We start from the raw sequence: 19,277 nt of genomic DNA on the forward strand, positions 1-19,277 counted from the left end.
GGGGAAATGACTATTCCGTTGGTAAGGGATAGCGCGCTTTGATTTCAGCTACTTTGTCACGCCACGCTTGCTCGGCTTCGTCCGTTTGGTCGTATTGCCACTCCATGTAGAGCGGGTCGGCTTCAGACTTATATACATTTTTTCGAGACTCTAAAATAGCAATCTTTTCGTATTTTTTCTGATTCTCCATAAAATCAAAATGACAATAACGCTGATAAGGTGTGAACAATACCTTTTTTGAATCAATTTCCTCATAAAGCTCTTGGCCATCGTCATTTGGATGTTTATTCATACTCATAAAAATCTCCTTAGATTAAGATATCAGATGCAACAGCTACACCTACAGCAGACATAAGAACAAAATTTACATACACGCCTACATTAATTTCATTAGTTTCAGGCGCCTTAACCGATAACTCACATCGCCCCGTATTTAAATGCTCTCCCCCTGGATCGGATGACCTTACCACTGAAAGATTAATATAACGGCTTGACGTATTACCAAGATCACTTTCTGTCAGACCATAACCTGAAAAAGATACATATTTGGCTACAGCGCCATTTGAACCATGATTTAAATGAAATGCTAAAATTCCATTTGCTGATATATATGGAGATAAATTAGTCATCAATACTTTACTTTCACCTGGAGAAAGACTGAAAGATGCCTGTGTTGTCTTTCCGATTAACCTATTTTTTACGCTCACACTACTAAAAATAGGGTTTTGATCAGTTAAATACTTATCAAACTCGATTTTGCTTTTTACCAGTTCGTCATCAATCGCCTTCATTTTTCCAGCAACTTCTTCAGACAAAGCATTGCTTGCAGCTGTTTGCTCTTGAGAAGCCCGCTTAACAAGCTGTAATTCTTCGATAATATCAGACATTAACTTCCTCCCAATTACGTATTTTTTCACTCAACTGCATTTGCGTATGAGCTTGTTTAGTTTGAATTACTTGGCTACGTACAAACGCAACCGTATCCATCATCATTTCTATATCGATGAGTATGTTTAGGTTTTCCGTTCCTACCACTACGGTGACGGTGTCACTTGGCAAAGCGCTTAGGTCTAAAGTAATCGGTTGGATGCAATGACCATCTTTGGCTTTGTAGTTAAGCGTGGTATTGGGTGCAGAAATCACACCTAATAAAGTGCCTGTCTCTAACCAAAAACCCAGTTCTCGGATTGGGTATTCCTGCGGGCCGCTGAACTTTGCGACGGCTTGTAATTGTCCTGCACCGGTGTCTTTGTATTCACCGAACTCAACACGCTGAATTTCATTCACCAAAGTAGTCTGATCAGGGTTTGGAGAATAGGCTCGATCACCCGCTGAGACCCATTTCAAACGGGCTTCTATACCTTTTCCTTTTGCACTAATGCATTCATTTAACCCTTTTCGGGTAATGACTAAACTAAGGCTGTCACTCATTTTATGTACCTTAAATAATGGCTTTGGCATTCACTTGTGAAATGGTAAAGCTGTATTGGCTTGCTGATGCGGTTATGCCCAGCTGACCATAACTTTTGATCACGGGAATGATGGCGTGAAGGTTAAGGGGTTGAATGGTTATCGCTGGCGAGATGGCGGCGGCGATGGATAACGACACTTTCGCTTTCGGCATTGGCCAAATAGCACCACTTGCCTCTGTTTCTTTTACATTGATTGATGGTGCTCGCGCTCCGGCCAACCCTATGCTTGTTTCCACTCCGAACATCAATGACAGCTCAATGGTGTCACGTTCTGATTTGGTGTCTTCTATGTAGGCCATGAGCTTTTTCGCATTGGCGACATTGACGGGTTTGTTACCCTTTTCCCATGCAACAATGTCTAAACGATACGGCTCTGTTTTTGGTACTTGTTGGTACCAAGATTTTATCTCACTCAAAAACTCAAACGATTCTAAAGCCAACGCTAAGCCAGCTTTCGTTCCGCTAAGCTGGCGAACTTTCCAAGCATTCCCTGCTAAGTTCCGCTTCACTTGCTCTGTATCTTCGGTGTCCCAGATCGGCACTTGTTTTTCAGCCGCAAGGGTAGAAATTGCCTCGTTTCGTGTTTGTTGTGCATCCAACAATTCTGGGTATGGATGGTCAATCGAGTACAGGGCTTCACTTAGGGCAAGTTCTAATGCCCGTTCTAGTGGGCTGCGGTTATCCGGTAAAACGCTATAGGTTTTCAGTGTTGACGGTAATTTGGACTGACTCAAGGTATGGCGCCTCGTTGAATTGGCAACGCAAGGGTTGAGTGGGTTGCAGTATGTCGCCTCGATGAGCGCCGGTTGTTTTCAGTAGCACGCTGTACAACATAGACAGCTCGATGCTGCCACCGAGTCTGTGTTGCTGTTCGGCATAATCTCGCACAGCTTTCTCAGCGGCGACTTTTACCATATCGGCATCAGGACCCGTTCGGATATAAAGCACGGCTTCACATGACCATGTTTTGATGGTTGGTGCTTTAACTTTGAGCAAATCGGTTTCTTGGGCTATGTCGTCCCGCTGCATGTATTGTTGTGTTGCCGCAATTAATGCCTCTGCAGGGACACCCTTATTTGCATGAGCCAAGATGAAGCAGTCCACTTCCCCTGGTGCAACACGTCGCGCTTGGGCGTCTTTGGTTTGCCCTGCCATTTCGTGCGGTTCGAATTCGTATGTCACGACAACTTTACTTTGGGTTGGACTTTCAACGGTGACTTTAGGACGTCCGCCCAATGTCATGGCATTGAATCGATATCCTGATCGTGTACCGGTTGTTGCTAACGCATAGGCGGCTAAATAATAACGGGTGAGTAAGGCTTCGTTGCTTTCAACTTTTGGCGGCACTGGGGGAAACGCGTTCGGGTCGCCTTCGTCTAGTATTTGCCGCTCTACTCCTAGTTGACTGGCAATGAGGTCCACCATGTCGTCATCTGTGGCGTACATGCCAAACATTTGTAATGCCTGAGCATTCATTTGTCGAAAATGGCTTTGCAGTATCACTGTGAAAGCTTCGGTGAGCTTAGTCATGAGCTCCGCTTGGTTTTCAAAGGTTTCCGCTACGGCTTCTACATCGTCTGGCGAATTGGTGTTTAAGTAATCCAGCACATTGTTTTTAATGGTCTGAAATAAGTTATCGAAACTGGGGGTTTTGATGATCTCAGGTTTAGGCAGTGGATTCTGATGTGGAAACATCCAGTGGTACCTCAAATTCTATTTTTTTACCCTTCCACTGCCCTTCAAAGTAAAGAGCAAGGCCATTTGTTAAACGCCTAGCAACGCAGCGTGAAGGTACGAAATCCGTTAAGCCATTTTCGGGTTCGTAAAAGGCTTCGATAGCAGCAGATTGAAGACGAATTAAGGTACTGTCTGTCATATTCGCGCCTAAGTATTGCCTAACATCACTGCCAAAGTTGGCCCGTTTGACTCGACCCGCTTTTGGCGTGGTCATCACCTGTGTGATGCGGCTAACGAGCTGTTCAAAGTCTTGTAATGTCCGCCCTGTTTTACGATCAATGCCTATCATTCGCCTACCTTTTTTACTTTTAAGTGACTTTATAGGTACCTGCAGAAGAACCGCTTACCACAGCCACATCAGCATTTTGGGTGATGTGATTCACAATGCCTTCGGCAAATGCCAACCACCATTCGTGACCGGCTGCATTATTTGCCAATGGGTCAAATCCCTTTGCCTTCATGGCCGCTTCAATATCTAACGCTAGTTGCTCTGGATTTAATGCCATCTAGGTTATCTCCTATCACTTAGCCGCGGTGACGGTGGATGAACAGTCTGCATGCGGTAATCCGGTGATCATGCATTTGTGCGCACCAGTAACGACGCCTGTACCGCCATTTAATTTGATGTTTGACGCATCCACTGTGGTATCACCGGAAGATGTCAGTGCGGTTTTGCCCTTAACGTCGACCGTTGCATTTTGCTCCACGGCGACCACGGCTGAGCCACCGACATTGATACTAAGGTCTCCGACCGATTTAATGGTCATTTGGTGCTTTTGAGTGTGATATGACACGAGTGAACCATCGGGATAACAACGCACAATTTCATTCGCGTCCTGACTTGGGGCTGGGAACTTGTCACTGAATAAACCTATCAATGCAACGGTTTGGGTGCCGTTGTGGCCAGCTCCGTAATTCAGCAATACGGCTTGTTCCCCAAGTGATGGGCAGCGGTAATCTGTGGTCGCGCCTGCTGCAGTAGAAAACCACCGAATGAAAGGACTTGTCAACGCACCATGTTGCACGCGAATTAGGGTATTAGACTCATGTATTTCACAGACAAAGCCCAAACGAACCATACTTTGGAGACGTCTTCTTAGGTCTTCTGTTTCTTCGCTTAGCTCTTCGATTCTATCGAGATAAGGGGTCAACATGTCCCGAACCATGGCTTCAATCAGTTGACGCATTAAAGGCTCCGGCATTCGTCTTGGTCGTTTTCATTGGTTGGGTTGGTCGCTATTCGAATGCCGTTTTTAACGATTTCAGGTTGCCAAGTGGATGCTCCGAGGTAGAGCTTTTGCTCCCAATTCACGACCCATGAATCAAAGCCGCCTTGAGTTTCTTTGCGAAAGTTACCTGGGTAGGCTTCAATGTTGAATGGTTTTTCCACGACGGAACCCATTAGCCAAATACCCTTTTCATGAACAAACTGAGATACCGCGATGGCAAACTCTTGTAACTCCATTTGTAGGTTGTCGACTTCTTGCCCCAGCACACAATGAATGGCAAATTGCGCTACAACGGGGTAACGGCCATCGCCTACATCGGGCGCTTTTGGCAGCTCTTCGATGTTCAATAAACAGGCTGGCGCCAGTTCGGACATCTTTTCGTCTGGGTCGTAGCTTTCTATGGTGACTTTAGGAAAGCGACTTTTTAGCGCATCCGTAATGGCTTGATGTACATCGCTTAAATTGATACTGGTTGCCACTCATTGCCCCTCAATGTTCATTGCAAAGTGTATTTCTTGCTTGAGTATCTGTTTGAATCGCGCCTCGGCTCTGGCGTGATAACGCTCAATGATGGGTTGTGCGATCTTATCTATTTCCATGGAGACTGCCTCAATCGGCAATTCTGTCCATTGGCCATCTTGTCGTTTCGTTCGTTTGCCACCAGCGGCATATTTTCTTTTAAATATGCCGGTGTGACCTGACTTCATTGTGGCGATGAAGGCGCCAATAAAATGATGTTTGCCCACTCTGACACCAAGGTCGGTTTGTTTCGCTTTACCAAGTGAATAAACGGAAATGGGTGATAAGCCAAACCAAACATTCACCGTTCGCTCACCGTTTTTTAGATAAAAGGTTTTGTAGTAACGTGCCGCTAAAACCCGTTGCGGTACTGATAGCGCCACACCCAGCTCACGCTTGGTATGGGTTTCTAACCAACGAGCCGTTTTCTTGAGCGTGCGTGTGACCGCTTTCTGTAACTGACGAACAGATAGCTCGAGCTGCTCTTCTAATTCTGCTATTTCGCTTCCTAGATGGATTTCTAAAATCATGTCAGCGCCAGTTGTGGTCTTTTTGTTGGGTCACTTTAAGGAGTAATACCGTTTCAAATTCCCCTTTGTGGAAAGGCAGTACTAGATAATCCACACCATCTATCTGCAGCGTGTCACCTTCTTCACACACACATTGGGTTGGTCTAACGCAAAACGTGGCAATCACGGTGTCTAGGTAAATTTGACTCGCTTGCTTTGCCTTTGAATGGGTGTGTATTTCTTTTTCGATAAAAGAGAACGTCCCTGTCAGTGTGCCGGTTTGCCCGGCTTTAGAGAGCCATGTCGCCTGTATACCAAACAACTCATCAATGTCACTTTTTAAGGCGTCTAAGTCAGCATGGTGCCTGAGATTCATAAACGCCTCATGTGATTTTGATTAAGTATTTGGAAGGAGAAAGGCTAGTTCGAAGAGAAGATTTCCGCTAACAAGGAAGGATCGCGAGCGATCGGCAAGTAAATCGCACGAGAGCGAATTTCCAAGCCTTCGTCGTGGTCTAACTCTTTGGTAGTGATGTGACATTCACGGGCTTTGGCTGAGCTGGCATGCAGCACATCCGCAGGTGCTCGTAGCATTCCAAATAAGCCTTTGATGCCTACCGGGAAAGATGCGCCTTTGGTGACCACTTCATCGGCTTCGTCCGCAATGAATTTGATACCACAAATATTGATTTCACTCGGGTCATCCGCAAAAGCCACCACACGTTTGGCGTGGATTTCTTCGCTGTAAAATTCCTTGATGCTGTTGTGAGTCAGAATTCGCTCAATCATTTCCTGACCAATGCGACACTCGACACCTTGCAGCGTTAAGTGACCATGCTTTTTGGCATTATCAACCGTTTGCTTACGAAGGGCTTTTAGCAATGCGGGAACATCCGTGCCTGTATTCCCTAGCTTCAAATCCAACTTGCGCTCTTCTACACCCAGCACTTTGTGAAGATCCACCAGCACTTTGTTTTTCTTGTTTTTAACCTTGCCCTTTAATGCAGAATAAGCGGTAAAAGCAGCCGTGTAGCGATGGTTGTCTTTGTGCTTGCCCATGTGACTTTTGACCAGCGCCGCTAACTCTTGTGCTTTGATTTTTTTATCACGCAAAGAAGCAATGCGAGTCAAATCACTTGGCACAATACGCGTATCAAACGGGTAACGAATCAAATGTACTGGTACCGCACTTTCGGCATCGTGTTCGTCGATGTTAGGGTTTTGGCCGATTTCACCTGGCATCAAGACTTGAAGTTGTTGGCCAGACTTCACAATCATGACATTACGATGCTCTACATTTTCCACCGTGAACATTTCCAGCACGGCGGCATCAATGTGAACGGAAGCATTAAAGCCCGCGGTTAAAGCGACTTGTGAAAATGCCTCGTGATCGAATAATTCTTTTTCCATTACTGTGACCCTTTTTTGATAACGATGAATGCTTTTTCAAGCTGTTCGGTGATCAATGCCTTCACTGGCTCGGTCACCCCTTCTGGCCACGCGATGTAGAGCGTATTGAATACGCAATTGGCCCAGTACACTTTGCCGCCGCCCGCATGAATACCGTAGGCGTCACTGCCGTCGTAGTTTTCATCTGATACGGACAAGGCTTCACCTTCTTTGGTCACGATGGCCCACTGTGGTTGGGAAGCTGCTGCATCGATTTGCTTAATGCACATTTCCCCTTGTTCATGAGCCCAAAGAAGAATCAGCGACTCGGAGACTTTGTTGTGAATCTCTTGCATTACGCTTCCTCAATCAGTTGTAGCATGTCGTAGTCTTCATCCTTGGATGACTCCAACCCGCTGGTTAATGAAATGTCTTCATCCTTTTTCGCGGCGGCTTCCTTTAGCGCTTTTGCTGCCGCTTCTTCACTGGCGTTGTCTTGAATAAGCTGCCCTGCCATTTCTGGTACTCCGGCGGCTTGGGCAAGCTGGTTAATTTTCTGGGTCAGCTCTTTATGCGAGCTTTCCTGTGTTTGCAGCGAGGTTTGTAGCGCTTGGATCTGTTCCTTCATATCGGCTGTTTCAGCGTCATGAGTGGCTTGGATCTCGGCGACAATTCGCTTGTGTTTTGCGTCTGTCATCATGGCGTGGATCTCTTCCTCTGTTTTGATGTCGTCAATTAAACCGTGAGCCAACAGGTCACGAGCGGTAAAGGATTTCGCTTGAAGGGCCTGCACCTGAGCCGCTTCGATACCTCGGTTTTGTGCCACCAATTGAAAGAAGGCATCGCCTAATTGGTTAACCATGGTTTGGTGTCGCGCTCGCTCTTCGTCACTCAATGCCAAATGCGGTGAACCGTCGGCTTTGGCTTCGCCTGTGGTGAAATAGGTAATGGTCTCTTTGTCGTTATGGATTTCACGACGGCCAAAGATCACACCAATGGAACCGGCCATACTGTGAGGGCTGGCATAGAGTTCAGTACAGGCACTGGCTAAGGCATAATTGGCCGAGTAAGAGCCACCATTGATGAAACCAATCACCGGCTTAATCGCGCCAATGTCTTTAATCAAGTTCGCCAGATCAAAACAGCCGGATGCTTCCCCACCGGGGCCGTCGAATTCCACAAAGATGCTCTTCACCCCATCATCGTGAGCAAGGGCATTGAAGCTTTGCCGCAAGTCACGGTAAGACAGGATTTGATTGCAGTTCGCGTCTAGTCCATTAAAGCGGTGCGAGGTGGGGCCAAAGATCGACAAGTGACAAAAGGTGTCTGCTCGTCCACTTGTATCGCCGCCCAGAAATAAGCTTGGGTTCTGGTAGAACTGATTAAGTAATTCAAAATTCGCTTGATGAGCGTCAATCGTCATCATCATCGGAGCGTTCGTCATCAATTGCAGTAGATGGCGCATCGTGTATTCCTCTTGTTTGTTTGGCGTCTTGACTGCGTTTCACCCCATCGAGGTGTTTGTCCAGTGTCTTACCACGGCTATTGGAGATTTCTTCCAGCGATGTGATGTCGTTCTGAACTTCGAGCACGAGCGCTTTGGCCGCTTTAAGTGGGTCGATTTCTTCCCATTCTGGCCAAATCCATGTTGGGTTCAGGTAGGTGTATGGATTCTCAAAGTAGTTGGGTAAGCCGTCTGTGTTGACGAGGTGATAAGCGTCAATAAACCAGCCAAGCACACGGTTAAAAGCAGGGCCAAGCATGATGTCCCTTAGCTGACCAATCAGCCTACGGTGGTTGATCATGCCCGCGCGAATACTGGAATAGTTCACCTGAGTTAGATCACCTGTCAGCATTTCGTAGGTAATACCCAGTAAACCGGCGATCATACGCAGCACTTGATTGTTGTGTTCTTGATAATTACCCGCGATTTCCGCTGGCGATGCGGTCTTAACCTCTTTCACGCCATTTAGGAACGTCACGCCACCAGCATGATGAACCAATTTACTTGGTGACTTCTGGCTGTTTGGGCCTGTCGCTGTTTGGCTCACTTCGGCTTCTTTGAGAGCAAAGACCTGTTGCCCTACGCGTTTCATTCGAGATTTGATTTCAACCGTTTGGTTGTCTTGGTATTGCTTGGCAAAGTCGGCCCCTGGGGAAATCCAAGGTTGGGCGGTACTTTGTGACACATGCACTACATCTCGCAGGTGGATGACATCTTCTGCTGGCAGCCAGTTCACCGAGTCTTCATCAAAGTCTGGATGGTCTCTTGGCAGTTTGTAAAAAGCGTACTTTTTGATTTTGCCGTTCTTGGCGTACATGATGCCGCCACGAACGTAACTATTAGACCCTGTTAGCTCCAAATCGATTGCCAAACTCAGCGGACTTACCACTTGGATTTGCAAAGGAATTGGGTGCAAGGTACGTCGACGAACAAGAAAAGCACTGCCGTCTAGTAACATGGTCATCACGGCTAACGCTTGAACGCCCGCTAAGTTGGTGTTGTCGTAGAAGTCACAATACAGCTCCCATTCTTGAAAGCTTTTGATGAAGGCTTCGCTGAATAACTCAGGATCAAATACGGGTTTGGCGCCACCACCAATACAGCTGGCACGAAACCGAGACGCGCCCACTCGCAGCAATGGGTTGTTTCGAATGAGGTGATGGCTGGCGGTGATCTCTTTTAAAAGATGACTTTCGCTTTTTTCGTTATCATGCAATTCAGCCCCTTTGAATAAGGGGGATTTGGCAACACTGGAATAACTCAAAATAGCACCTCAACATCAACGCTTTCCATCAGCGGCGTGGTTTGCAAATCGCTGATCATTTGACGCTCTAAAGCACGTAACTCTGACAAGCTCACTTCCGTGTACTGCATGGCCGTTCGACCACCTTGTGGGTTGGTGTACTCCACTCTCACTTTGCGCTTGCCTTGCACTAGGTCGGTGATGGCTTGCTGAACGATTTTGAGATTGTCTTCAGTTGAGTAAATCGGCATTAGTAATCTCCATAATCTGACGTTTCGTAGTAATCGCCATAATCGTTCTCTATCACGTCATCCGTGAGTTTGTGGGCATTCGGATCTATTAGGCCAAGTGGGTCTTGTGGGGATGCATGTTTGATTTCTGGGCGCAGGAAGTCCCACAACCACAACACGTACACGAGTAAATCCCATGGTTCGTTACGCTTTTGGTCTGGCTTTTTGTCCCACTTCACATTGCTGCCACTGCCTTTCAGTTCTTCAGCGGTAAGCATTTGGAAGTAGTTCAGGTCAAATACATCACTCACGGGAAAGTGAATGTAGTTTTTACCGGGGGCTTCGTTATTCAGTCGCTCTGCGGCGCGGTTCTTGAGCTGATGCACGTTAAGGCTGCGGTACTCACATTTCACCTCGGGGTGCACTTTAAAACTGAGCGTGAATTCTGGCTTGAACTTGGTTTTGGCATTCACTTCACCACGAATGGCGAAGATCCAACCTTGATACGGCGCGCAAAACTCCAGCATGGCTTTCCATGCGTGGCCATTACAGTCCATGGCCGCCGCAAACACACCAATGGATTGCCCATCGGATAAGGTAAATTCGGTTTCCAATTCATGGATGAGGCTTTGTTGCGTACTTGTGTCTTCAGGATCGCCATGAACTTTGCCATAGTGGATGGCCCACATTTCACCACGGTCACCAATCGCCCAAAAGTGGTAATCAAACCGGTTCTTTTGGGTATCAATGGTGGCCAGTACGCAGCGCGTTTGCTCAGGCAGGCTTTCCATTGGCGAGTAGTATTCTCGTCGTTGGTATAAGGTCTCAAAATTATTGAGTTTATGAATTCGCGCGGCATCGGAATATTCGACACCGACCTTCGTGTTCATGAAGGTCTGCATCTTTCGTGGGTCTTTTTTCGCCTTATCGTATTCAGCGGCAATCGATGGCAACGAGGTATTGGGGTTGTCGTTGTAGGCTGACCAAATATGAAAACCTGCGTCTATTTTGCCGCGTTCGTTGGTGTCCCCTGGTTCACCACATTTACAGCACAGTGCGCTGCCTGTTTCGTCCCATTGTTCTGGTACCTGATGAACACCGCAGCATTCAAACTCTCGCGTGGCACGCCATTCGCCCGCTTCCACCATATTGAACTTATGGTGCTCTTCTATCTTGCCGCTGCAATGGATGCAAACGAAATGAGCGCCTTTGTAATTCTTAGGTGAGTATCGAAAGTGCTCTAACTTTAAGCGCTGCTTAAAACCGCAATGTGGGCAAGGGACATACAAGTAACGCTGATCGGTTTGCAGAAACTCGCGGGTAATCTTACAGGTACCGGCTTCTTTCGGTGTGGAGCCAAGTACAATCTTACGCTGGCCTTCACTTTCGGTTCGAGTGATCGCCAAATCAATTGGGTCACCCTCTTTGTCTACGTTATCTGTCCAACCCGATATCTCATCCATGAAAAGATACTTGATGGTCACCATCCTAAAACTACTGGCAGACGTGGCCCAGACAATGGACAAATCACCACCAAAAAAGCTCTTCTCAGTAGTGGTGTTTTTGCCGTACAACTTTGATATCACGGGTAAGCAGTGATTGAACACCTTACCTATTTCTTTCGTTGCAAACTTTTCGGCATCACCCTGAGTATTCTGAACAATCATGATGTTGCTAGGGTCATTGGAGACCAGCCATGCCACCGACGTATTGATAAAAATGGCATAACCAACCCGAGCACTCTTGGATAAAACGATCTTTTCGATGTAAGGCGATTCCATTGCCAAGAGCCAAGCCTTTTGAAACGACTTAGGCGGGTATATCTGAGCATCGGAATTATAGTTTTCCTTGCTCCACGGGATTAGCGGTTTCTTCTTCGGCGGGGACGTAATGCTTAGAATATTTTTCGAGAATGTTCTCGATAAGCGACGGTAATTCATCATTTCCAAGCTCATTTAAACTGTCAAAAGCGCCCTCAATAACTTGCTCAATCGATTTCACCTCTTTGGGAGATAGCTTTAAGCGTTTTTGTAACTGGTTGGGTACGTCTAAAAGCTTCCTTCTGAACATCGAAAGTGGGCCATTTACCAACTCTAACAAGGCGTCATAAGGCACTAATTCACCGCTTTCACGGCCATTTTGTAGATGGAGTTTTATGGCCGCCTGCTTTTCCTTCTCTTTTTTCCAATCATCAAGGGTTTTGGGCTGTTTACTGTTTCTACTGGTTCCCCCCGTTTTCCTCCCATTATTCGCTCTCAACTGTCGGAGACTTTCGGACAGATAATTCACATAAGCATGCACCGATTTTTCGATATCAATTTTGCCTGAATCATCATAAACAATGGCATAGCCTTCTTTTTCATGATTGCGAATCGTCTTCACATTCACATCTAAAGCAGCGGCAAGCTGTGCTTTCGTAGCCATGAGGGTTTATCCTCTATTCATATGAGTTATGGTCAAATGGGAATGGGTAATAGAAGCCATATTTTAAAAAATTTCTCTGAGTCCGCGCGTCTATGACTCGCAGAAAAAAGGGCCCTATGTAGAGTACCTTTTACATATAAATCAACAACTTACAGCATAATCAAAAAACTAACCAAATGATCAAAAATAGCCTCAAAAACAGCATATTTGCACATTTAATGCACAAACAAAGGGTGAGCTATTTTGTTAGCGTTTTGTGGTTTTTTGGATGAAATGAAAAACGCTCAAATTTAGACAAAAATCACGATTCGTTGAGAGCTTTTTTTACTTCAGCAACGAGCTTATCATCGAGAGTATTCGTGCTCTTTTTTGTCAGGAATTCGGCCACATGTAAGAACACCGAAATTAACACCTTTTCAGTCACCAATTTCGTGAGCATTGTCTTCAAAATCGCCAATAAAATCGTCGTCATTTTGCTTCTCCAGATTTAATCTAACCCATATAACTCAGATGGGAAGTTATTGATAAACTCTTCAACCGTTCCAGCACCCAAATGAGTGTTGTAATGATCTTTCCAATATTCCCCCAAAGCCGCTATATCATTGGCCTGAGGCATAGACTGAGGTTTACGCCAGTAGTGAACTCGACACATAGCCACGGCGTATTTCATGTTGCTAATCAGCTCAAGCGGGTCAGGTACTCCACTCACCTCATACACATCATCCGCTTCACCAGACAACAAACCGCGTAAATCACTGATAAGCGCTTGTTTGTAATGAATAAAGTGCACCCACAGATCATGATGCGTCGCAGGCTCCATTTGGATAATGCCCAACGCTGGGCCCTTTCCTAGCTGTTTCAGATAGACTGCACGCGATTCCTGCGTGATCGTTCCCATAACCAACTGATCAGCCGCCAGGCTGTACATGCCAAGGTTTGAAAGTGTGGGAATCACAACAAACTCACGCAATTGCTCTAGGTTTAAACTCATGACAAACCTCGCTTAAATCGATCGATGAATAGCTTTATTGCCTCGTCTCCCATCAAGCCTGCAACACCTGCCATAAACCCAGTAAGTGGCCCGCCCATATTGAGAGAAGTACACAAAAAATAGGTCAACATCCCAAGGAAGCCGCCAGTAAACACAGCGATAAGCATATGAATTAATGAGAATTTCTTTGCTTTGTACTGAAAGTCACGAAGATATTTCACAGCACCACCTAGCACTCCGACCACCACGAAAACTGCAGTTTGTATAAGCTCATCGGGCAGGAATTTCATAAAGTGCATCCAGTCCAGAAACGAAAAAGCCCCGCACATTGCGAGGCCCAGAAATGACAAAGCCCCGCAACAAGCGAGGCTCTTAATTGTGTTGCCGCCACACACAAGAATGACAGCTTGAATAAACTGTAACGGCTAATTCCTAGGCTCGCAAGCCTCACGCGCGTATTTATCGAATGTCGTTCTCTTCTTATGAAAGCGACATTTTATGGTTAAAGCCTTGTATTTGTTGGGCTAGAGCAAAGCGGTTTAACCACTCAATGGCGGCATGTTGGCGGTAAATCACAACTCTTTTTTAAGGAAAACGTTTCATTCAGGCACAAAAAAACCACCCGAAGGTGGAGCAAAAATCTATCAACAATATGAATGCACCTATTTTCAATCACAAAAATCGTACAAAAAACAATCGATCAGATCTATTTTATTGGTTATATTTTGATCTACATTAATAATAGGAGCATAAATAATCATGGAAAATTCAAATAGTACTACCAAGTTCCAAGTATACAATATTAATGGCATTGCCTTATGCGATGCTGAAGGCAACAACCTTAGCCCATTTAAAGACAGAGACTACAAAGTGGAAGGCGTTGTGGGCAACGGTGCCATATATGAAGTTAGCAAAGAGGGTTTGCTAACAAATCTACTGGCGACTGTAAGTTCAGATGGCACATTTCATATCAATGAAACACGAAATAATAGTGAAAGTCTTATGTGCCGAATTGTCTCATCAGGCTATACATCTATAGACTTCTTAGCCTCTCCGAAGATTGAAGCGATAAAAGTCAAACTATGGAAACTACACTCACCGCTCTATAACGCACATCAGCCTGATGTAGACTTCATTTGGTGGAAGCGACCTGTAGGCCAAGTCGGTAGAGAAATAATTTTTCGATCTGATGGAATCATGGCATTAAAGAATAATACTAATGAATGGGAGTTCTCAAGGTATAGAACTACTTATAACGATAATAGTAGAGGTTTTTCTATTTCATCAAAAAGTTTTACATTTGATAACTCTAGTAACTGGGCACAGGATTCTACTAATCCTACATACAATGTCGATGTAAACAAAAACCTTATAGAAACCCCACAAGGTTCCTCAGTACCAATGCCAGTTACTTTATATCAATATAATTAAATCTAACCCCATTGATAATAGAACGTTTTATTAATTTACAATAACGTAAAGCTTGACCGAAAAAAACTTAAACCAAGGGGCTTTCGCCCCTTGTTGCTCCCTGCTCTAACCCTCCCCGAAGTGTCTTCCTGTGGCGTTTTTGACGCGTTCGATGGTTTGGTCGACCCATGCGGGGTTGGTTTGGATTTTGGCGAGTTGTTGTTGGTAGTTTCGGATGGTTTGAATCATGTTCATGATGTCGGTGGCGGAGACGACGGCGATGCTTTCGGTGATGCCTAGGGATTTGGCGACGTCGTTAATGAGTTTGAGTTTTTCATCGTCTTGGATGGGGTTGGGTAGGCTTTGTTGCACCGGTTCGGGTTCTGGCGGTTGTTCTGTTTGGGCTTGATCGAAGGCGCGGATGACTTCTAAGTTAAACTTGGGGCTGATCCACATGGCGTAAGCGTAAACCAGTTCTTTGCAGACATAGGTTCCAACGCCCTGTTTTGCTTTAATAGCCGGAATTCCGGCTATTTCAATTTCAGCTAACAGCTCTTTTGTTTGTTGGTTGTTTAAAAAGTAATTTGGACGATGCTTATTTTCGGCACCAGCCGCTTTATGAAGATCATTAAGGGAATACAATCCGTCGAGTGTGCGGATGTCTTTTGAAGCAATCATTAAGTGAGCCATCTATGGCCTCCTTTGGGTCATCATGACCACCTAAACTAAGGTCTCAATCTCAATAGAGGTGGTGGGTCAAATAACAGGTTGAGACTACCGCCCAAAGGCACGGCCTAGCCGAAGCTAGCCTGAAACCGACCCACCATATAGGCGAATCTCAGCCACAAAAAAACACGCGGAGCGTGTTCTAGGCCGCTTTGGTAAACGGGGTCTCAATCCCGACACTGGATTTTGCCAGTGCAGGGAAATAGTAGATCAGAAAGGATGAGAGGTCAACTGGTTACAAAACGCAACATAAAAAGTAAAGATAGCGTAAACACTTAGGCTTGAAGTTTCTAAAAAATTTCAGTATAAGAGTTAATTAAGGGAGTTAATAACCAGTGTTTTAAAGAATTATCACAAGATGAAAAAACATTTCAAGAAACACTATCCTTATTATAAATAAAAATTTATTACTATATAGAATTAAGGGATATTATATGGGTACTTTAATGTGGTATATTAATAATATAATTATTATATTCTCCATAATATTTATATTAATTTTTGTATCCCGAATAATAATTTCAGCCCCAAACAATACAGAAAAACTAGTAAGAGCATTATCAGCAGGACTAGCAGTATTTATATATACAATAGCTTCTAAGTCAGGCATAGCAATTCCTGATTTGATTTTTCAATCTATCGACATATCTGGAGGGTTCTTATTTAAAACTATTAATCTTTTTCTTCCCGGATTTGTTAGCTCTATTATAGTATACTTTTTTTTAAGAGCAGTCACCAAAGAGAATAGCAACGACAAATCACTATATTTATTAATATTCTTAAGCGTATTATTAACAGTATCACTTATTGATTTACAGGTTTATTCATGGAATATCAACTCTAAAAACTCAATTTTTATATTAAATGGCAGTTTCATAACAGGAATAGTTATTAGCATTATCTTTAATTCAAAATATCTAGCCAGTCTATCTATTAGTAAAAACAACACAACCCCTTTCAAAAAAGATCAAAAAAAATGGAAGGATGAATATTAAAGGAATAAAAAATGTTAAATAAATTAAAAAATAAATTTAAAGAATTTGAAAAAGAACTTAAAGTGGAAAAAAAACTTAAAGTGGAAAAAGAAAATAGAAATAAAGAGAGAAAAATATTCATATTTGGAGCACCTCACTCAGGAAAATCAACATTTACTTCTGAGTTAATAAACTATATAGACTTACATGAAGATTTTATTTTAAGAAGGGATCCCATTAATAATAAAAATGGAGTCATACAAATTTCAGAATGGTGCGACAATCATGAGTGTGGTAAATTCCCATTACAAACACAGAGCGATACGATTATAAAAATTAACATTGAATTTTCAGAAAAAAATATTAAAGGATTGAATCGTATTGTTCTATATGAAATATCAGGTGAAAAAACCATGCTATTTGATCCTATTCATGATGATAGTGTAATGAGTGGGAGTGAAAATACAGCCAACGAAATAATAGAGCTCAAAAATTTTCTTGAAAAATCAGACTGTGTTATGATTTTCGCTTCATCAAAACCTGATTCGACTGAAGAAAAAAATAGAATTCTAAACTTCTTAGAATTAGTAGATAGAACATATCCAAAAAAACCGATTTGCCTTATCCTAACTAAGTTTGATTTAATAAGAGGCGATTATAGAAACCCATCAAAAGCATTAAAAGACCTTTATTACTCTACTGCAGAAATTCTATTTTCAAAAGACAACAGTATGGTATTTGATTTCTCTGTTGGTGTTGTAGGTGTCAGAAAAATATCAGAAGATGAATCAGAAAATTATATATCAAAAAATCAATCAGAAGATTATTTAAAGGAAATTTTTGATTATATGAGGACTATATAATGAATTTTGATATTGAGATATCTACTGATGTTAGTGGTGTATATAAAACAGCGAGTGGAGAAAAAAAAATTGCATCATATGGCAAACCTATAAATGAAAAACCAATTGAAATCCAATCAAAACCATCAGTTTTCATTAGAAAATTAAAAAATGAAAATAGTTCAGTAATTGGCATTAACCTTTACAGTACAGTAATATCAAACGACTCCTGCTTTATATTTAGACAAACTACTGATGGTATAACTCTACCAGGTCATAATGGAAAAGCATGCTCTACAATTACTCTTAAATTCCCATCTATTAGATCAAATTACAAAGAATGGATGTATATCCTAGAGAAAACGATTATAAAAGAAATAAATTTCAATGAATTAACTAATATTTTTTTTAAAAATAAAAAAAATACTCCTGATTTTTTCTTCACTGAAAACAAAGAAAACAAAGAAAACAAAGAAAACAAAGAAAACAAAGACTTTCTTTACAAATCAAAAAACAGCAACTTGTACTTGTATATTGGCAGTAACATTAAAGACATAATAATTAATACTTTTGATGAATACTTCAATAAAAAAAGTAAAAAACCTTTTATTTTTCATAGTTACCATAAATCAAAATATACTGAGAACATCATAAAGGAATTTTATATGATCGAACACTATCACCCAGTAAAAACAAATAGAAACAAAACAGATAATGAAGAAAGAAATAGAATAATACAAGACTTATCAATAGTACAAGAGTCAATAAAAACTCACTTAAATATAGTCGATACATTCCGTCCATTTTCCGACAATAAATCGACGTTACTCCATCACTTAACCAGAAGTAAGGAAATTGAAAAATCTCACTCAGATATTCTAACTCTCTCATTAAGGTCAATAGAAAAATTACAAATTCTACAGTCACGTTATTTGAAAGAACTATTTCCCAATGATATTAATTGATTGTCGTTCTATTACCCCACTCCCCTAGCGCTTTGCGCATCTGTTCTCTGGAATGGCTGTGCATGTAGCGTTTGTCCAGTCCGTCCCGTTCGTGGTTGAGTAGCATTTCCCCTATTACCCAGTCGATGCCCATGTCTTGCCAGCTGTCGCGGGCGAGTTTGCGTATGTCGTGGCTGGTGAACTTGATGCCGACGTCGTCGCTGAGGCTTTGGTACCAACGCTCTATGGTGCGCGTGGTAATGGGCTTGATGCCTTTGACGCTGAATATGTAGGTGCCACGCTTTGGCAGGCTGTTGATGAGGTCCATGGCGTGTTGAGTAATGGGCAAGCGGTGCTCGGTGCCGTTTTTGGTGTTCTCTGCGGGTAGGTACCATTCCAACATGTTGGACGAAAAGTGCTTCCATTCGGCAAGGCTGGTTTCGCCTTCTCGGGTGGCGTGGAGCAGCTGGGTCATGAAGAAGACGCGGCGTTGTTTTGGTTGCTGGTTAATGGCGGCGAGTAACACGGGGAGATCGTGGGGTTTGAGTCGTCCTGGTTGGCTGTCGGGCTGGGAGGTGGTGAAGCTGCTGAGGGTGATGTTTTTGGTGGAGTTGCTGGCAATGAGGCCGAGTTCGTAGGCGCGTGTAAAGGCGGTTTTCAGGGTGCCAAGCACGCCTTTTATGGTCGACAGGGCGTAGTCGCTTTGCATGGGCATGTAGAGCTGCTTGTACAGTAAGGGCTTGTCGATGTGGTTGAGCCGCACTTGGTCGAGCTGGCTGAGTAGATGGTTGCCTATGTAGCTGGACGCGGTGGACACGTAATCCGCCGAGTAGGTTTTGTCGGTGTCGATGTGCTGCATGTACCACATTAAGACTTCGCCGCCGGTTTGGAAGGCGGACACGGTGAGGCTGGCTTCCCGATCGGCCAAGGCGTTGGCCCGTATGGCGGGGAGCTCGGCAAAGAGGGTTTTGGCGGTGACGGCGGCCATTTGGCGAGTTTGGTACGCTGGCGCTTTTTGCCTTTGTAGACGACGTCGTAAAAGGTGCCTCCGGTTCGCGCGGCGTTGATGTGGAATTCCACGCGGCGCGAATCGTAGAGGTAGCGCTTGTCGGTTTTCAGAGCGGCTTTGATGGT

The 19,277-nt window shown here is 43.8% G+C and carries 26 protein-coding genes; 4 read left to right on the forward strand and 22 right to left on the reverse strand.

The features are described 5' to 3' along the window. Nucleotides 1–10 precede the first annotated feature (10 nt). The 20 genes from OA79_RS15060 to OA79_RS15155 form a co-directional block, all read right to left on the reverse strand. Entirely contained in the window at nucleotides 11–298 is a 288-nt protein-coding gene (locus OA79_RS15060) for a hypothetical protein (RefSeq protein WP_063334062.1), read from the reverse strand. A 10-nt stretch (nucleotides 299–308) separates the two neighbouring features. Beyond that, nucleotides 309–887: a hypothetical protein gene (locus OA79_RS15065; protein ID WP_063334063.1), complete on the reverse strand. Its 579-nt coding sequence runs from the start codon at nucleotides 885–887 to the stop codon at nucleotides 309–311. After that, nucleotides 880–1,431, reverse strand: a complete 552-nt coding sequence (locus OA79_RS15070) for a hypothetical protein (protein WP_063334064.1) — start codon at nucleotides 1,429–1,431, stop codon at nucleotides 880–882. The genes OA79_RS15065 and OA79_RS15070 overlap by 8 nt, the downstream gene beginning before the upstream one ends. 10 nt (nucleotides 1,432–1,441) lie before the next feature. After that, a complete protein-coding gene (locus OA79_RS15075; RefSeq protein ID WP_063334065.1) occupies nucleotides 1,442–2,206 on the reverse strand; it encodes a phage tail protein I in 765 nt (254 codons plus the stop codon). Then, nucleotides 2,166–3,167: a baseplate J/gp47 family protein gene (locus tag OA79_RS15080; RefSeq protein ID WP_063334066.1), complete on the reverse strand. Its 1,002-nt coding sequence runs from the start codon at nucleotides 3,165–3,167 to the stop codon at nucleotides 2,166–2,168. The genes OA79_RS15075 and OA79_RS15080 overlap by 41 nt, the downstream gene beginning before the upstream one ends. Then, nucleotides 3,139–3,498, reverse strand: coding sequence for a hypothetical protein (locus tag OA79_RS15085; protein ID WP_063334067.1), 360 nt, complete (start codon nucleotides 3,496–3,498; stop codon nucleotides 3,139–3,141). Before OA79_RS15085 ends, OA79_RS15080 begins: the two co-directional genes overlap by 29 nt. Nucleotides 3,499–3,517: 19 nt before the next feature. Further along, nucleotides 3,518–3,715, reverse strand: a complete 198-nt coding sequence (locus OA79_RS15090) for a hypothetical protein (RefSeq protein ID WP_063334068.1) — start codon at nucleotides 3,713–3,715, stop codon at nucleotides 3,518–3,520. Between the two features lie 15 nt (nucleotides 3,716–3,730). Further along, entirely contained in the window at nucleotides 3,731–4,396 is a 666-nt protein-coding gene (locus OA79_RS15095; protein WP_197465404.1) for a phage baseplate assembly protein V, read from the reverse strand. After that, entirely contained in the window at nucleotides 4,396–4,917 is a 522-nt protein-coding gene (locus tag OA79_RS15100) for a hypothetical protein (protein WP_082825496.1), read from the reverse strand. Before OA79_RS15100 ends, OA79_RS15095 begins: the two co-directional genes overlap by 1 nt. Further along, on the reverse strand, nucleotides 4,918–5,487 hold the full coding sequence (locus OA79_RS15105; RefSeq protein WP_063334070.1) for a hypothetical protein: 570 nt from the start codon (nucleotides 5,485–5,487) through the stop codon (nucleotides 4,918–4,920). A 1-nt stretch (nucleotide 5,488) separates the two neighbouring features. Next, nucleotides 5,489–5,842, reverse strand: coding sequence for a hypothetical protein (locus tag OA79_RS15110; protein ID WP_063334071.1), 354 nt, complete (start codon nucleotides 5,840–5,842; stop codon nucleotides 5,489–5,491). 44 nt (nucleotides 5,843–5,886) lie between these two features. After that, a complete protein-coding gene (locus tag OA79_RS15115) occupies nucleotides 5,887–6,876 on the reverse strand; it encodes a major capsid protein (protein WP_063334072.1) in 990 nt (329 codons plus the stop codon). Continuing rightward, nucleotides 6,876–7,211: a hypothetical protein gene (locus tag OA79_RS15120; RefSeq protein ID WP_063334073.1), complete on the reverse strand. Its 336-nt coding sequence runs from the start codon at nucleotides 7,209–7,211 to the stop codon at nucleotides 6,876–6,878. The genes OA79_RS15115 and OA79_RS15120 overlap by 1 nt, the downstream gene beginning before the upstream one ends. After that, nucleotides 7,211–8,320, reverse strand: coding sequence for a S49 family peptidase (locus OA79_RS15125; protein ID WP_063334074.1), 1,110 nt, complete (start codon nucleotides 8,318–8,320; stop codon nucleotides 7,211–7,213). The genes OA79_RS15120 and OA79_RS15125 overlap by 1 nt, the downstream gene beginning before the upstream one ends. Further along, the gene (locus tag OA79_RS15130) at nucleotides 8,268–9,623 is read right to left on the reverse strand and encodes a phage portal protein (RefSeq protein ID WP_063334075.1); all 1,356 of its coding nucleotides are present in this window, start codon (nucleotides 9,621–9,623) and stop codon (nucleotides 8,268–8,270) included. Before OA79_RS15130 ends, OA79_RS15125 begins: the two co-directional genes overlap by 53 nt. Then, nucleotides 9,620–9,853 carry a gpW family head-tail joining protein gene (gpW, locus tag OA79_RS15135; RefSeq protein ID WP_063334076.1) on the reverse strand — a complete coding sequence of 78 codons (234 nt, stop codon included), beginning with the start codon at nucleotides 9,851–9,853 and terminating at the stop codon, nucleotides 9,620–9,622. The genes OA79_RS15130 and gpW overlap by 4 nt, the downstream gene beginning before the upstream one ends. Beyond that, nucleotides 9,853–11,613 carry a terminase gpA endonuclease subunit gene (locus tag OA79_RS15140; protein WP_063334077.1) on the reverse strand — a complete coding sequence of 587 codons (1,761 nt, stop codon included), beginning with the start codon at nucleotides 11,611–11,613 and terminating at the stop codon, nucleotides 9,853–9,855. Before OA79_RS15140 ends, gpW begins: the two co-directional genes overlap by 1 nt. A gap of 55 nt (nucleotides 11,614–11,668) precedes the next feature. Then, nucleotides 11,669–12,256 (reverse strand): hypothetical protein, encoded by a 588-nt coding sequence (locus tag OA79_RS18285; RefSeq protein ID WP_063334078.1) that lies wholly within the window; start codon nucleotides 12,254–12,256, stop codon nucleotides 11,669–11,671. A 487-nt stretch (nucleotides 12,257–12,743) separates the two neighbouring features. Continuing rightward, a complete protein-coding gene (locus OA79_RS15150; protein ID WP_063334079.1) occupies nucleotides 12,744–13,247 on the reverse strand; it encodes a hypothetical protein in 504 nt (167 codons plus the stop codon). After that, nucleotides 13,244–13,537: a phage holin family protein gene (locus OA79_RS15155; protein WP_113874580.1), complete on the reverse strand. Its 294-nt coding sequence runs from the start codon at nucleotides 13,535–13,537 to the stop codon at nucleotides 13,244–13,246. Before OA79_RS15155 ends, OA79_RS15150 begins: the two co-directional genes overlap by 4 nt. Before the next feature lie 469 nt (nucleotides 13,538–14,006). On the opposite strand from OA79_RS15155, the gene OA79_RS15160 reads away from it, so the two are divergent. Beyond that, complete coding sequence (locus OA79_RS15160) at nucleotides 14,007–14,678, forward strand: hypothetical protein (protein ID WP_063334081.1); 672 nt, start codon at nucleotides 14,007–14,009, stop codon at nucleotides 14,676–14,678. 105 nt (nucleotides 14,679–14,783) lie between these two features. Here the strand turns inward: OA79_RS15160 and OA79_RS15165 are convergent, their stop codons facing one another. Next, nucleotides 14,784–15,347, reverse strand: a complete 564-nt coding sequence (locus tag OA79_RS15165; RefSeq protein WP_063334082.1) for a KilA-N domain-containing protein — start codon at nucleotides 15,345–15,347, stop codon at nucleotides 14,784–14,786. A 470-nt stretch (nucleotides 15,348–15,817) separates the two neighbouring features. Between OA79_RS15165 and OA79_RS15170 the strand changes: the two genes are divergently transcribed. Genes OA79_RS15170 through OA79_RS15180 form a run of 3 tightly spaced genes read left to right on the forward strand, consistent with a single transcriptional unit; the run spans nucleotide 15,818 to nucleotide 18,164 of the window. Next, on the forward strand, nucleotides 15,818–16,378 hold the full coding sequence (locus OA79_RS15170) for a hypothetical protein (RefSeq protein WP_063334083.1): 561 nt from the start codon (nucleotides 15,818–15,820) through the stop codon (nucleotides 16,376–16,378). 11 nt (nucleotides 16,379–16,389) lie between these two features. Then, entirely contained in the window at nucleotides 16,390–17,220 is an 831-nt protein-coding gene (locus tag OA79_RS15175; protein ID WP_063334084.1) for an ATP-binding protein, read from the forward strand. After that, on the forward strand, nucleotides 17,220–18,164 hold the full coding sequence (locus tag OA79_RS15180) for a hypothetical protein (protein WP_063334085.1): 945 nt from the start codon (nucleotides 17,220–17,222) through the stop codon (nucleotides 18,162–18,164). The genes OA79_RS15175 and OA79_RS15180 overlap by 1 nt, the downstream gene beginning before the upstream one ends. On the opposite strand, the gene OA79_RS15185 is transcribed toward OA79_RS15180, so the two are convergent. After that, entirely contained in the window at nucleotides 18,157–19,131 is a 975-nt protein-coding gene (locus tag OA79_RS15185; protein ID WP_063334086.1) for a site-specific integrase, read from the reverse strand. The two genes, OA79_RS15180 and OA79_RS15185, sit on opposite strands and share 8 nt — an antisense overlap. Nucleotides 19,132–19,277: the final 146 nt, after the last annotated feature.

This window comes from Marinomonas sp. TW1 (genome assembly GCF_001625355.1).
Taxonomy (GTDB): Bacteria; Pseudomonadota; Gammaproteobacteria; order Pseudomonadales; family Marinomonadaceae; genus Marinomonas.